12 protein-coding genes are annotated in these 14,195 nt (G+C 65.0%); 3 read left to right on the forward strand and 9 right to left on the reverse strand.

The features are described 5' to 3' along the window. Positions 1 to 40: 40 nt before the first annotated feature. Positions 41 to 979, reverse strand: a complete 939-nt coding sequence (locus KW821_RS17405) for an iron-siderophore ABC transporter substrate-binding protein (protein WP_218292333.1) — start codon at positions 977 to 979, stop codon at positions 41 to 43. A gap of 266 nt (positions 980 to 1,245) precedes the next feature. Between KW821_RS17405 and KW821_RS17410 the strand changes: the two genes are divergently transcribed. Beyond that, a complete protein-coding gene (locus KW821_RS17410) occupies positions 1,246 to 1,989 on the forward strand; it encodes a 4'-phosphopantetheinyl transferase (RefSeq protein ID WP_218292334.1) in 744 nt (247 codons plus the stop codon). Positions 1,990 to 2,040: 51 nt separating this feature from the next. Here KW821_RS17410 and KW821_RS17415 read toward each other — a convergent pair whose 3' ends face one another. The 5 genes from KW821_RS17415 to KW821_RS17435 form a co-directional block, all read right to left on the reverse strand. Continuing rightward, positions 2,041 to 2,841, reverse strand: a complete 801-nt coding sequence (locus KW821_RS17415) for an ABC transporter ATP-binding protein (protein ID WP_218292335.1) — start codon at positions 2,839 to 2,841, stop codon at positions 2,041 to 2,043. Positions 2,842 to 2,898: 57 nt separating this feature from the next. Then, a complete protein-coding gene (locus tag KW821_RS17420; RefSeq protein WP_218292336.1) occupies positions 2,899 to 3,981 on the reverse strand; it encodes an amonabactin ABC transporter permease subunit 1 in 1,083 nt (360 codons plus the stop codon). An 11-nt stretch (positions 3,982 to 3,992) separates the two neighbouring features. Further along, positions 3,993 to 5,009, reverse strand: a complete 1,017-nt coding sequence (locus KW821_RS17425; RefSeq protein WP_042653554.1) for an amonabactin ABC transporter permease subunit 2 — start codon at positions 5,007 to 5,009, stop codon at positions 3,993 to 3,995. A 72-nt stretch (positions 5,010 to 5,081) separates the two neighbouring features. After that, a complete protein-coding gene (locus KW821_RS17430; RefSeq protein ID WP_218292337.1) occupies positions 5,082 to 7,055 on the reverse strand; it encodes a siderophore amonabactin TonB-dependent receptor in 1,974 nt (657 codons plus the stop codon). A 59-nt stretch (positions 7,056 to 7,114) separates the two neighbouring features. Then, positions 7,115 to 8,353 (reverse strand): MFS transporter, encoded by a 1,239-nt coding sequence (locus KW821_RS17435; protein ID WP_218292338.1) that lies wholly within the window; start codon positions 8,351 to 8,353, stop codon positions 7,115 to 7,117. A 278-nt stretch (positions 8,354 to 8,631) separates the two neighbouring features. Between KW821_RS17435 and KW821_RS17440 the strand changes: the two genes are divergently transcribed. Then, positions 8,632 to 9,384 carry a hypothetical protein gene (locus tag KW821_RS17440; protein WP_218292339.1) on the forward strand — a complete coding sequence of 251 codons (753 nt, stop codon included), beginning with the start codon at positions 8,632 to 8,634 and terminating at the stop codon, positions 9,382 to 9,384. Between the two features lie 41 nt (positions 9,385 to 9,425). Here KW821_RS17440 and KW821_RS17445 read toward each other — a convergent pair whose 3' ends face one another. From KW821_RS17445 to KW821_RS17460, 3 genes are all read right to left on the reverse strand, one after another. Beyond that, positions 9,426 to 9,896 carry a DUF2919 domain-containing protein gene (locus KW821_RS17445; protein WP_218292340.1) on the reverse strand — a complete coding sequence of 157 codons (471 nt, stop codon included), beginning with the start codon at positions 9,894 to 9,896 and terminating at the stop codon, positions 9,426 to 9,428. Positions 9,897 to 10,045: 149 nt separating this feature from the next. Continuing rightward, positions 10,046 to 10,993: a magnesium/cobalt transporter CorA gene (gene corA, locus KW821_RS17450; RefSeq protein WP_042653558.1), complete on the reverse strand. Its 948-nt coding sequence runs from the start codon at positions 10,991 to 10,993 to the stop codon at positions 10,046 to 10,048. Positions 10,994 to 11,482: 489 nt separating this feature from the next. Next, a complete protein-coding gene (locus KW821_RS17460; RefSeq protein WP_218292341.1) occupies positions 11,483 to 13,135 on the reverse strand; it encodes an electron transfer flavoprotein-ubiquinone oxidoreductase in 1,653 nt (550 codons plus the stop codon). A gap of 270 nt (positions 13,136 to 13,405) precedes the next feature. Between KW821_RS17460 and KW821_RS17465 the strand changes: the two genes are divergently transcribed. Further along, positions 13,406 to 14,173: an electron transfer flavoprotein subunit beta/FixA family protein gene (locus tag KW821_RS17465; RefSeq protein WP_218292342.1), complete on the forward strand. Its 768-nt coding sequence runs from the start codon at positions 13,406 to 13,408 to the stop codon at positions 14,171 to 14,173. Positions 14,174 to 14,195 lie beyond the last annotated feature (22 nt).

The following is a 14,195-nucleotide window of genomic DNA, read 5'->3' on the forward strand; positions in this document are numbered from 1 at the left end:
CTTTGTCTCCGGCATAGAGACGCCGGCGGGGCGAGCGCCTCTAACGGGTGACGGGGGCCGCATCCGGCTTGCTCATCAGCTGCTCGACGTCCTCGATCACCCGCAAGGCCGCCTGGGGGCCGCCGGTGGAGGTCCAGAGCGACCCGTCCACGGCGCCGAAGCGCCTGGCCTTGATGGCACCGAGCTGCTGGAAGGCCGGGGTCTGCTCGGCCTGCTGCATGGCATCCACCGCATCGCCGCTGGCGCTCAGGGTACCGATCACCAGCCAGTCCGCGTCCAGCAGGTTGAGGGACTCCAGGCTCAGGGCCGGGGAGTGGGGGCTCTTGTCACCCATCTGGTGGGGCGGTCGGGCCAGCCCCATCTCCATCACCACGCTGCTGGCGAAGGTGCCGCCGTGCATGTAGCTCGGTCCCTTCGGGTTCCAGCGCACTATGCTGAGGCGCTCGCCCTGATGGGCGGCCAGCTGGGTGCGGGCCTGCTGCAGGCGGGCATCGTACAGGGCGAGGAAGGCCTTGCCCTCGGCCTCCTTGTTCATCACCTGGGCGCTGCGGCTGAACACCTCTTTCCAGGGCTGACCCCAGTTGCCGGTGACCACGGTGGGGGCTATCTCCTGCAGCAGGCTCAGCAGCTCGGGCTTGGTCTGGTTGGTCAGGATGAGATCCGGCTCGAGGTCTATCAGCCGCTCCAGGTTGGGGTTGTCCAGATCGCCGACCACGGCGATATCCGGGCCCGCCTTGTCCAGCAGGTAGCGCGGCAGGGTGGCCTGGCCGCGGCCGTTGACGGTGCCGACCGGTTGCACGCCCAGGGTCAGGGCCGTGTCCAGATCGAGCTCGCTCAGCACCACTATGCGCTTGGGCTGGGCGGGCACTGTCTGGGTCTTGCCGTTGGCATCGATCACCTGGCGGCTGTCAGCCTGGGCCTGAACGCCGACCAGGCTGGCCAGCATCAGCACGGCTGCCAGGGGGGAGAAGATCTTCATGGTTACATCCTTATGGGTGAAATCGGCGGCACTCTTTGTTCGTATGACCTGTTCGTATGACCTGTTCGTATGACCTGTTCGTATGACCTGTTCGTATGGCCTGCCCCTATGCGCTGTCCTGTTGCCTGCCGCCGGCAGGCAGAACCTGGGCCCCAAATGGGCGGGAATATGCTACCACAAGATCAATTGAGAAAGGTTGTCATTTGTATTTGTGTATAGACCAGGGCGGCTTTGGTACCATGGGAGCCCCATTGTGAGGATCCCCGATGCTCCCTTCATCTACAGTCACCCCTTCATCCACGGTCGCACCCTTCCTCCGGCAGACCGATGCCCTGTCACTGCCGGGGCTGGAGCCACTGCCCATCCACCGGATCCGCTTCGATGCCGCGGCCTTCCCCCCGGCCTGCTTCGCGGCGCACGGCATCCTGCTGCCCGTGACCCTGCAGGGAGCGGTGAGCAAGCGTCAGGGGGAGTTTCTGGCGGGTCGTCTGGCGGCCCGTGAGGCGCTGCGCCCCTATGGCCTGGGCGGCGAGACGGTGGCCATAGGCCCGGCCCGCGAGCCGCGCTGGCCCGCGGGGATGGAGGGCAGCATCAGCCACAGCCGGCTGTTGGGGGAGGGGGTGGCGCTGTGCGCGGCGCGCCCCGGCCGAGCCGGGCTGGGGCTGGATCTGGAGGCCTGGCTGGACGGCGAGCAGGCGGACCCGCTCTGGCCCGGCATCGTCGATGAGCAGGAGTGGGGGCGGTTGGAAGCGGGGGCCCTCACCGCCGGGTTGGACAGGGCGCAGGGGCTGACCCTGGTGTTCTCGGCCAAGGAGAGCCTGTTCAAGGCGCTCTATCCCAGGGTGGGGCGCTACTTCGACTTTCTGGATGCCCGCTGGCTGGGGATGACGGAGCAGAGCATCAGCCTAGTGCTCAAGACTCCCCTCGCGCCTGACCTGCCCGCCGGCTGGCACTGCACCCTGCGCTGGCAGCGGCTGCCGGGGGGGCTGCTTACCCTGCTGGCGCTTTGAATCAGCCAGGACATCAGCCAATAAAAAACCGCCGGATGGGCGGTTTTTTATTCAGGCCTGTTGCTTGGTCACGGCATCGCCGCGCCGGCGCGGCACTATGACGGGGGCACCGTCGCCGGGGGCGTGCAGTATGTCGACGTCGGTCTGGTAGAGACGGTCGATCAGGGACTTGGTCACCACCTCCCGGGCCGGCCCCATGGCCTGAACGCCGCCGTCCCCCAAGGCGATCAGCTCGTCGCAGTAACGGGCGGCGGTGGCGAGATCGTGGATGACGATGAGCACCGTCTTGCCCTCGGCGGTGATCTGGTGGATGGCCTCCATCACCTCGGTCTGGTGGCCGATGTCCAGCGCGCTGGTGGGTTCGTCCAGCAGTATGATGTCCGCATCCTGGGCCAGCACCATGGCGAGCCAGACCCGTTGCGCCTGACCACCGGACAGCGAATTGGCGCTCTGCTGCCAGATGGCATCGAGCTGCATCCGCTCCCGGGCCCAGCGCACCATGCGCGCATCCTCCTCGCTCCACTGATTGAACCAGCCCTGATGGGGGTGGCGGCCGTATTGCACCAGCTGCTCGACCCGGATGCCCGCCGGCACCAGCGGCCGCTGGGGCAGGTAGGCCAGCTCCCGGGCCAGCGCCTTCATGCCATAGCCCGCCAACGGCTTGCCCTTGAGCAGTATCTCCCCGGACTGGGGCTGCTCCTGGCCCGCCAGCAGCTTGAGCAGGGTGGACTTGCCGCCGCCGTTGGGGCCGACGATGCCCACCAGCTTGCCGCTGGGGATGCTGAAGGAGATGTCGTCGAACACGCGCTTCTGTTGATAGCCGAAATGGAGGCGGTTAACGCTGAGGGTCATGGTTCGGCCCCTTGTCTGATGAAGATGGTCGGGTTGGGAAGAGGGTGGAATTCATCGTCAGTCGGCCTTCTGTCGGTCTTTGATCAGGATGAACAGCAGCAGCAGGCCGCCGAGGATACGGGTCATGATGCCGGTGGCGACCTCGTGGGGGCTGGCCAGCACCCGCACCAGGGTGTCGCTCGCCAGCAGCAGCAGGGCGCCGCACAGGGCCGCTATCCAGAGCGGCACTATGCGATCCCGACTCAGCCAGGAGGCGAGGATTGGGGCCGCCATGGCGATGAACACCACGGGGCCGCCGATGGCGGTGCCGAGCGCCGCCACCATGATGGCCTGGGCCAGCACCCCGAGCTGCACCCGGTTGACGTTTACACCCAGCGTCTGGGCCGTGATGGGGCCGAGGCGCAGCACGCCGAGGGCGCGGGATAGATAAATGATCCAGGGGCAGATCAGCAGGATCAGTATCCCCACCGGCGCCACAGTGCCATAGCCCTGGCCGACGAAGTTGCCCATGTTCCACAGGTAGAGGCTGCTGAGGTGTACCAGGGACTGGGTGGACATGGCGAACTGGCCGATGGCATTCATCAGCTCGGAGACGCCGATACCGATCACCACGAACAGGTAGCCCTGCTCCCCCGGCTTGTTGCACAGGGCATAGAGCACGGCTGCGGCGAACAGGGCGCCGAGCGGCGCGGCCCACCAGGGCCAGCTGCCGAGGGTGAGGTAGAGGGAGAAGATGATGATGGCCAAGGAGGCCCCCTCGTTGACCCCGATCATGTCCGGGGTGGCGAGGCGGTTGCGGATCAGGGTCTGCACCAGGCAGCCGGAGAGGCCCATGGCGGCGCCCGCCACCAGCACGGCGACGATGCGCGGCAGCCGGATCTTGAACACAGTCACCTCGCTGAGTCGGCTCCCTTCGCCCAGCAGCGTCTGGATGACCCCCATCATGCTGATCTTGCCGGAGCCCAGGGTCAGTGCCAGCAGGGACAACAAGATTAGGGCCAAGATGAGCCCCAGGGTGATCAGCCAGGCGCAGCGCTCCAGCAGCAGGGTACGGCGGCCGAGGCGCAGGCAGAGGGTGCCGGTGGGGAGGGGGGGCTTGGGCGCGGCGCCCGTAATGGCGTCATTCATGGCGTTATTCATGGGAGGTCACCTTATTTGACGGCCAGCAGGGAGCGGAAGCCGCCGCTGCGCACCACCAGGATGAGCACGGGGGCACCGATCAGCGCCAGAATGACGCCGTTGGGCAGCTCGAACGGCTGCAGCAGCCAGCGCGCCAGTATGTCGGCACCGAGCAGGAACAGCACCCCGAACAGGGCGGAGAAGCGCACCTGGATGGCGAGGCGCACCGGCTCCACCAGGCGGGCGCAGTAGGCGGCCAGGAAGCCGACGAAGCCGATGGGGCCGGCGATGGCGATGGCGCAGGCGGTGAACAGGGTGGCGGCCAGGAGCACGCCGATGCGCACCCGGGTCGGCCGGATGCCGAGCGCCTGGGCCTGGTTGTCCCCCATCTGCATCAGGGTGAGCTGGCGGCACAGCGCCAGGGTCAGCAGCAGGCCCGCCAGGGCGAAGGGCAGCACCGTCAGCACGGCGTCCAGGCTGGAGGCGGCCAAGGAGCCCAGGTTCCAGAAGCGGAACTGCTCCAGCACCACCTTGTTGGAGAGCAGCAGGAAGTTGGAGAGGCCGCCGAAGGTGGCGGAGAGGGCGACCCCCACCAGGATGAGCTTGAGCGGGTTGGAGCGACCCACCATCAGGCCGAGGCCGAGCACGACGAGGTTGCCAAGCAGGGCCCCCATGCCGGACCAGAGCAGGTAACCGTAGGAAGATTCGACGCCGAAATAGGTGAGGCCTATCACCAGGGCGAAGACGGCGCCGGCGTTGACGCCGAGCAGGCCGGGTTCGGCCAGGGGATTGCGGGTGGCGCTCTGCAGCATGGAGGCGGCGAGTGCGAGACAGACCCCCACCACCAGGGCCGCCAGGGTGCGGGGCAATCGCAGGGTATTGACTATCATGGCGAGTTTTTCATCGGCCACGAGGGCGGGATCGCCCAGCAGGAAACCGGCGACCTCGCGGCCACCATAGACACCGGCACCCGTGGCCAGTGACAGTGAAATCAGCAGGAACAGGAGAACCAATCCGAGCCAGAGCAGCTGTGTTTGGTGTCTTGACACCGGAGAACTCCTTATACCAGGGGACAGAAACGCAAAAAGGGAGCCCGCTTGGGCTCCCGCATCAGGGGGTCATTACAGCTTGTAGTCAACCCCGGCGTAGACGGTGCGACCTTCCAGGATGAAGTCGGCGTCGGTGGCCACCTGATCACGCTTGGTGTTGGTGAGGTTGGTGATGCCGAGTTTGAAGTCCAGGGCCGGTGTGACGGTCCAGTTGGTGTTGACGTCCAGGGTCTGGTAGCTGTCGGACTTGAACGCCTGGGCATTGCGGGCCGGGACCTTGATGATCTGGCTGCCGACATACTGCCAGGCCAGGTTGGCGCTGACCATGTCGCTCGCCTGCCAGTCCAGGCCGAGGTTGCCGGTGTGATCCGGGGTTTTGGCCAGATCCTCGCCGGTGCTCTTGTCTTCGGAGTCCAGCAGGGTCCAGTTACCGGTCAGCTGCACGTTGTCCAGCACGTCGACCCAGCCGGTCAGCTCGAGACCCTTGATCCTGGCCTTCTTGACGTTGAGGTAGGTCATCACGGTCGGACGGTAGCCCGGGCCCCACTGATCGCTCTGGATCAGATCCTCGATGTCGTTGTGGAAGCCGGTCACCCCGGAGCCGAAGTGAGCGGCCTCGTAGGCGGTGCCCAGCTCATAGCTGACCGCGGTTTCCGGTTTCAGATCCGGGTTGCCGACCACCTGGCAGGCGCCGCGGCAGGCGGTGGTGGAGAAGCCTTCGCTGGACTGGGCCAGGGTCGGAGCCTTGAACGCCTTGCCGGCGCCGCCCTTGATCACCCACTCGTCGGTCAGGGTGTAGAGCGCGTAGGCGCGGGGGCTGAATTCGGTACCATAGGTCTCGTGGTGATCGAGGCGGCCGCTCAGGGTCAGCGCCAGATCGCCGAAGCCGAACTCGTCCTGCAGGTAGACGGCGCTCTGGGTCGCATCCACGCTGCCGTTGGCGATGTTGCGGCTGTGCTCCAGCTCGGTCTTGCGCAGCTCGGCGCCCGAGGTGAGCAGGTGCTCGCCGAGGTAGCCACTGACCTGACCATCGACGGTGTTGTTGGTCTGGGTGACATCGGCGGCGCCGCCATTGAGTTGGGAGTCATCCATCAGATCGATCTGCTCGAAGTAGTAGCGGACCCGGCTGTCGAAGTGCTCCCAGCGGCCGTTGTGGGTCAGCCCCAGGCTCAGGCGATCGAGGTTCTGCACGTTGTGGGGGGTGGCCGGCGCCGTCGGGGCGCGCGGCACGTTGTTGAAGTAGCTGTCCATGTCGTTCTGGTTGTAGCCCAGATCGAAATCGATGTCCTGATTGTCGGCGACCAGCCACTTCAGGCTGGAGAGCACGTTGACCACTTCCCGTTTCTCCAGGGCGTCGGCGTCCGGGTTGTTGCTCTGATCGCTCTTCCAGCGATCCCGCTGATAACCCTCGACCACTATGCTGCCGAGCAGCTTGTTGTCGATGAGGGCGCCGGAGACAAAGGCGCTGCCCTGGTTGGCGTCGCCGCCATCCCCCTCGGTCGGCATGCTGTGGGTGTAACCCACAGCGGCCTCGGTCTTCTCCGTGGCCTGGCGCAGGATCACGTTGACCACGCCGCCCAAGGCATCGGCACCGTACAGGGAGGAGACGGGGCCACGGATCACCTCGATGCGCTCGATGGCCGCCATGGGGATGGAGCTCAGGTCGAAGTCGTTGCCATAGGCGCTGCCCAGGGTCTCGCGGGCGTTGACGCGCTTGCCGTTGATCAGCAGCAGGGTGTAGTCGCCTCCCATGCCACGGATCTTGATCTCGTTACGGCCGGTGGGGTTGGTGGCGATGATGTTGACACCGGGCACGTGCTTGAGCGCATCGCCGATGTTGTTGACGTTCATCTTGTCCAGATCGGCGCGGCTCACTACGGAGACGCTGGCCGGGGCCGTGAACTCGGTGTGCTTGGTCTGGGTCGCGGTGACGACTATGGTCTCGTTGGCCTTGACCGACTCGGCCTGGGCCAGGCCCGGCAGGGCCAGCAGACCGAGGGAGAGCAAAATAGGGTTCAAGCGAAATACGCCAGGCTGCAACTGCATTGTCAAAACTCCATGAATAAACAGAGGTTATGGGTTCCGGGCTCTTCTGGCCCGGATGCTCACTGACTTCCTTGTCTGGCAGTACCAGAGGCAGGATTATTGTTATTTTTTATCCGCGCCAGCCCTCGGATGAGGAACCAGACGCCACCGCAGGCCAGCAGGCCGCAGGCGATGTTGAGCCAGGCCAGCGCGGCGAATCCCTGCAGGGCGCCGCCGTCGTCGGAGACCAGGTATCTGGCCGAGAGCAGGCTGCCGAGCCCGGCCGCCACATTGGTGACCGTGCCCTGGAATGACATGAAGGCGGCGCGCTGATGGGGCGCCGGAATGGCGGCCGTGATGGCGAGCGTGGTGCTGGCGCGGGCCGAGCTCAGCGCCATGAACAGGGTAAACAGCAGGTAGACGGGCAGGCCGACCGGCAGCGCGAAACCGAGCAGGGTGACCAGTGCCAGCAGCAGGCTGGTGAGCAGGATGGCGCCCTGGGCCTTGCCTCTATCGATCCAGCTGCCGCACAGGCGCATGGTGGCCATGCTGGCGAGCCCGCCGCACAGATAGAGGGCGGCGATCTGCTCGCGCGGGAAGCCGAGGTTGAACTGGAAATAGTTGGCAAAGTGCGGGATCAGCAGGAAGTGGCCGAACATCTGCAGACAGAGGATGCACAGGGCCCCCTGGCACAGGGGCGAGGCGAGCAACTGGCGCAGACCGCTGCCCTGGGGGGAGTGAGTCACCGGCAGGGACGGCAGCAGGCGGGCGCAGAGCAGGGCCAGCAGCAGGCCGCTCGCGCCAAACAGCAGGAAGGGGCTCTGCCAGCCGAGCCACTGGGCCAGGATCAGGGCGACGGGCACGATCAGGATGGCGGCCAGTGAAAACGCCATGCCGACGTAGGCGAGGCGGCGTCCCCGCTCGGCGGTTGGCACCAGATCCAGCACCGCGGCCATCAGGATGGCGGAGAGCGGACCGGCCACGCAGCCCGACAGAATGAACAGCAACAGCAGTTGCTGGCTGTCTTGCACCAGGGCGCAGACCATCAGCAGCAGGAAGCGCAGGCTCAGCAGCAGCAGCAGGGCGGGTTTGCGATCGAAGCGGTCGAGCCAGGGAGCGGCGATAATACCCATGAGGGCGGCCCCCAGGGTGGCCCCGCCGCTGAAGTAGCCGGTCTGCTCCGGCGCCATGCCGAGGCTGATGACCAGATCGGGCCCGAGCGGCATGACCATCATCATGCTTCCCATGGAGAGCATGTTGATCAGCATCGCCAGATGAATGGCAGCGGGGGTGCTGGAAACGGCAATAACTGGCTTCATCAGAGGCTGGCTCGAAAAAATGAGTCCGAATTGTATCCGAGCGATCTTGTTGTGACAACAAATGATAACCATTTCTATTCAGGTTTTTTGAATCTCCTTGTGAGTCTTGTTTTCTCGGCCGAGATGGCCGTCGGAGCCTGGCCTCGCCGGGCGTTTCAAGGGGGCGAAACTGAACAAGAGAGAGACTGTCCCGCGCGCTGCCGTCATGGCAGTAACGCGTCAGCGATGGATGATGGCAAACTGTCATGAGGCAGGGGTTGCGGCGAAGAGAGGCGATAATGAAACAGTGGCGTTGGATCTGGGTACTGTGGTGCTGCGGGCTCTGGGTGTTGCCCTTGCGGGCCGAGGTGAAGGTGATCCCGGTGTTTGAGGCAGAGGGGATGGTGCGGACCCTGAAGGAGATCTACCCCGAGCTTGGGGTGAGTGCCATGGGCAACCAGCTGGTGCTGAGCGGCAGTGCGGCGCAGCTGCAGGAGGCCGAGGGAACCCTGAACCAGCTCAATCAGCCGCCCCAGAGTCTGCTCATCGAGTGGCGGGTGGAGGGGGCCTCAAGCGGTCAGCAGCTGGGGGTTGGCATCAGCAATGATAATGCCAGGCGACAGTGGCTGGCGGAGGGCAAGGGGCAAAGCTACCAGCGCAGCCAGAATGACAGCTGGCAGGTGCGCGGCCTGTCGGGGCGGCCCGTCTTGTTGCAGATGGGATCCTACCAACCGGTGACCTTCTATCGCTGGCAGGGGGGCCGGGTGGTAGGAATGGTGCCGCTGATCAACGGCCTCTACGCCACCGCCACCCTGATAGGGGACAGGGTACAGATAGCGCTCAGCAGCGAGCAGGCCAGGCTTGAGCGGGGCGACATCAAGACTGGGCAGAGCGCCACCGAGGTGAGCGGTGCCCCCGGTCAGTGGCTGACGGTGGGGGAGCTGTCCACCAGCCAAGAGGGCAGTGGGGCCGAACTCTCGAACCAGTCACGAGTTGGCATGGCCAGCGGCAGCGAGCGCCAGACCCTGCAGATCCGGGTAACTCGCCAATAACGGCGCCGTGCGTCTGATCGGTTTGCCAGCTGCCGCCCTGATCAGCCCTGCCCGTGGGGCTGATCGACGGCATATTCCCGGATCTGGCGGCTGCGCAGCAGATACCAGAGCGCCCAGAGGCTGCCGATCAGCACCAGGGCGGTGGGCCAGCTGAACGACCACTTCTGCAGATTCAGGCTGTGCAACTGCATCACCAGACCGCTCAGGGTGGAGCTAAGCAGCAGGCCGCGGCTGTGGCGTCTGAGCCAGGCGCGAACACTGTGGGTCTGCTGATGGGTGCCGCCGCAGGCGAGCAGTGCCAGCATGGCGGGCACGTCGGTCAGCAGGCCGATGTAGAGGCTCATCCTGTCCGGGTAGAAGAGGCTCAGGATGGCGCTGCCGCTCTCGCGGGTCACCCCCGCCATCAGAAACAACCAGACCGAACGGGTCAGCAGCAGGGCGATGGGCCAGAACCAGATCGGCGGCCGCAGCTGGCCGTGATCGTCGTAACGGTGTTCGGGATAGAGGGTCATAAGGGCCCTTGAGTTGCCGGATGATGCTGGTGATAGGGGGGATATGGGGCGATAGCGCGCCCTTTACAAGCGAGGCGCGGGGCAGAAATTAATCGGGGAGCCTTGGCTCCCTGATTTGCATTCGCGGGTCTGGCACGTCGATGTGCGCGTTACAGCCAGCCCTTGCGCTTGAAGAACAGGCCGGTGCCGAGCGACGACATCACCATCAGCACCAGCGACATCTGATAGCCATACTCCCAGGCGAGCTCCGGCATGCGGCCGAAGTTCATGCCGTAGATGCTGGCGATCAGGGTCGGTGGCAGGAAGATCACCGCGGCCACCGAGAAGATCTTGATCACCTTGTTCTGCTCCAGATTGGTCACCCCCATGGAGGCCTCCAGCTGGAAGTTGATCTTGTCGAACAGGAACTGGGTGTGGGGCAGCAGGGATTCCACGTCGTGCAGCATCTCGTCGATCCACTTGTTCTGCTCGCCGGTCATGCGCTGGCGCAGGCTGCGCTTGAGGAAGCGCAGGGCGCGCCGGGTATCGTGCAGGGATAGACGGATCTGGCCGTTGGCCTCTTCCTGGGCCATCAGCTCCTTGAGCATGGCATTGATCTGATCCGGCTCGAAGATCTGATCGGCGGTGTTCTCCAGGGTCTTGTAGCCGTCCTCGATGAGATCGGAGAGGTATTCCACCTTGAGGTTCTGCACCTCCAGCAGGATGTCGAGGGCATTCTCCACCTCCAGCCTGTCCTGACGCATGTAGTGACGCAGCAGGCGCACCAGGCCGATGTCATCCTCGCGGATGCTGATCAGCAGGTTGTTGCGCAGGGTGAAGGAGACGTGGACACCCTTGGTGTCACGGCCGATCCGCTGGGGGAACAGGGAGTGAATGTGCAGACCATCGGTGTCCCAGTAGAAACGGGCGGACGCCTCTATGTCGTCCAGCTCCTCCTTGTCGGGAACCTCCTCCAGGAACAGGCCCGTCAACCATTCTCGTTCCGCCGTGTCCGGCTTGTAGGCATCCAGCCAGACGGTGTTGTCAGGCACTATGTCGTCAGGCCCGAGCGTGACTATGTCCAGCACCTTGTTATTGAGAATGTAGGCGGTGATCATCTGTTCCCCCTTAGTAAGTCATGGGTAATCAGGGATGGTTGCACAGGTTCATGGGCCTTAGAGCGCATAGAAAGCGATCCCATGGAAAGCATAACGAGGCCGATGGACAACCTGAATGCGGCGAACTATACAGGGGCTCGCCGCGCTTGTCAGGGCCTATTCATCTGGCTTGCAGCCTGTTTGCACAAAAAAACGGCGAGGTCGGATCAGCTGCCGTGGCCGGCATAACCGGGCCCGGGCGGGGGAAAATCGGGGGATTAATTGACCAGGATCCCTGCTGTTGCAGGGATCACATATTGGGGTAGTTGGGCCCCGAGCCCCCCTGGGACGGCGTCCAGAGGATATGCTGGGTCCGAGCATCCTCGATGTCAGGGCCCAGGCCACAGCTGTTACATATTGGGGTAGTTCGGGCCAGAGCCCCCCTGGGGCGGCGTCCAGAGGATATTCTGGGGCTGAGCATCCTTGATGTCAGGGCCCAGGCCACAGCTGCTACATATTGGGGTAGTTGGGCCCAGATCCTCCCTGAGGCGGCGTCCAGAGGATGTTCTGACTCGGATCCTTGATGTCGCAGGTCTTGCAGTGGATGCAGTTCGCCGCGTTGATCTGTAGCCGTGGCTGGCCCTGTGTCTCCAGGATCTCGAAGACGCCGGCCGGGCAGTAGCGCTGGGCCGGCTCCGCCCAGGTCGGCAGGTTCACCTCCACCGGGATGCGCGCATCCTGCAACCGCAGGTGACAGGGTTGATCCTCGTCGTGGCTGGTGTTGGCAAGATACACCGAGGAGAGCTTGTCGAAGCTGAGCCGCCCGTCCGGCTTGGGATAGTTGATGGGCCGGCAACGGCTGGCCAGGCGCAGCTGGCGGTAGTCCGGCTCCCGATCCAGCAGGGTGAAGGGAGAGCCCTTGCCCGGCTTGGCAAACAGCCGCTGCTCCAGCCAGTTGAAGGCGCCGCCGAGCCAGGGGCCCCAGCGGTGCAGCGCCGCGCCAAAGTTGCGGGCGGTTTTCAGCTCCTGCGCCAACCAGCTCTGTTGCAGTTCATCCCCATACTGGGCCAGATCCCGACCCCCCTCATCCCCCCCCCGCAGGCTCATGGCCACCGTCTTCGCCGCCAGCATGGCCGACTTCATGGCGGTGTGAATGCCCTTGATACGGGAAAAGTCCAGGGTGCCCGCGTCGCAGCCGATGAGCAGCCCGCCGGGGAAGTGCATGCGCGGCAGCGAGTGCCAGCCCCCCTTGGCGATGGCCCGGGCGCCGTAGCTGATGCGCTCGCCCCCGCTCAGGGTCTGGGCGATGAGCGGGTGATGCTTGAGGCGCTGGAACTCGTCGAACGGGCTGAGCCAGGGATTCTGGTAGTTGAGATCGACGATGAGGCCGACCGCCACCTGATTATCCGCCAGATGATAGAGGTAGAAGCCGCCCTGGCTCTTGTTGCCTCCGTCCTCGCCGAGCGGCCAGCCGCTGCCGTGCAGCACGCGGCCGGGCTGGGACTGGTTGGCGGGCACCTGCCACAGCTCCTTGAAACCGATGGCATAGTGCTGCGGCTGGGCACCGCTTTCCAGCTGGAAATCGTTGATCAGCTGCTTGCCAAGGTGGCCGCGGGCCCCCTCGGCGAACAGGGTGTAGCGGCCATAGAGCGCCATGCCGGGCACGTGATCCGCCTTGGGCACGCCGTCCCGATCCAGCCCGAGATCGCCGGTGATCACCCCTCTGATCCGCCCCTCCTCCATGATGAGCTCGCTGGCCACGAAGCCGGGGTAGATCTCGACCCCGAGCGACTCGGCCTCCCGGCCGAGCCAGCGACAGAGGTTGCCGAGGCTGACGATGTGGCAGCCGTCGTTGTGCATGCGGGGCGGCACCGCCCAGTGGGGCAGCTGCAGGGCACGGCTCTCGTTTCGCAGCAGATGTACCTGGTCATCTGTGACCGGCACGCCGAGCGGGGCCTGCTGCCAGCGGTCCGGCAGCAGCTCCTTGAGGGCGACGGGATCGAGCAGGGCGCCGGAGAGCAGATGGGCGCCGATTTCCGCCCCTTTCTCCAGCAGGCAGACCGCGAGATCCGGGCTGTGCTGCTTCAGTGCGATGGCGGCACTGAGGCCAGCCGGGCCGCCACCGACGATGACGACATCAAATTCCATTGCTTCGCGTTCCATCTTGCCTCTGCGCTCGACTTGGCCTAGGGTAGTGCTGGTAGTTTACGTAAACGTAAAGCATTTTGTAAGCACAAAAGTGTGAGGACCTGTTCACGACCTGTGACAAGAAGTCGTCAGCAAGGTAAAGAGCAGCGCAGGAACCGGAGCGTATAGACATACGTGAGGATGCCGAGCAGCACATGAGCCTTGATCACGGCCTCGCAGTAAGATCGTGGACAGGTTCTGAGAGTGCAAAATGGATTCACTCAACCGATACGAGGTATGACCGCCATGAAGCTGCTGGTCGCTGTCAAACGGGTCGTTGATTACAACGTCAAGATCCGGGTCAAGGGCGATGGCTCCGATGTGGAGCTCGCCAACGTGAAGATGGGCATCAACCCGTTCTGTGAAATCGCGGTGGAGGAGGGGGTGCGGCTGCGCGAAGCCGGGGTCGCGAGCGAGCTGGTGGTGGTCAGCTTCGGGCCGCAGGCGGCAGCCGAGCAGCTGCGCCATGCCCTGGCGCTGGGGGCGGACAGGGCGTTGCACTATCTCACGGACGAGGGCGGCACCGCCGAGGCACTGACCCCGCTGACGGTGGCGCGCGCCCTGCAACGGGTCTGTGAGCAGGAGCAGCCGGACCTGGTGCTGCTCGGCAAGCAGTCCATCGATTCCGACAACAATCAGGTCGGCCAGATGCTCTCGGCCCTTCAGGACTGGCCGCTCGCCACCTTCGCCTCCGTCGTCAGACTGGTCGAGGGGGAGCTGCAGGTGACCCGCGAGATCGATGGCGGCCTGGAGACTCTCGGCATGCCGCTGCCCGCCGTGGTGACGGTGGACCTGCGGCTGAACGAGCCCCGCTTCGCGTCGCTCCCCAATATCATGAAGGCCAAGCGCAAGCCGCTGGAGAGCCAGCCGTTTGCGGCGCTCGGCGTCGAGCCCGCCGCCCAGACCCGGCTGCTCGGGGTGATGGCACCCGCGGTGCGCAGCGCCGGCGTGCGGGTCGGCTCCGTGGATGAGCTGGTGGACAGACTCAGAAACGAAGCCAAGGTGCTGCCATGAGCGCCCTGGTGATGGTGGACCC

The sequence above is a fragment of the Aeromonas sp. sif2416 genome (genome assembly GCF_019218665.1).
GTDB lineage: Bacteria > Pseudomonadota > Gammaproteobacteria > Enterobacterales > Aeromonadaceae > Aeromonas > Aeromonas encheleia.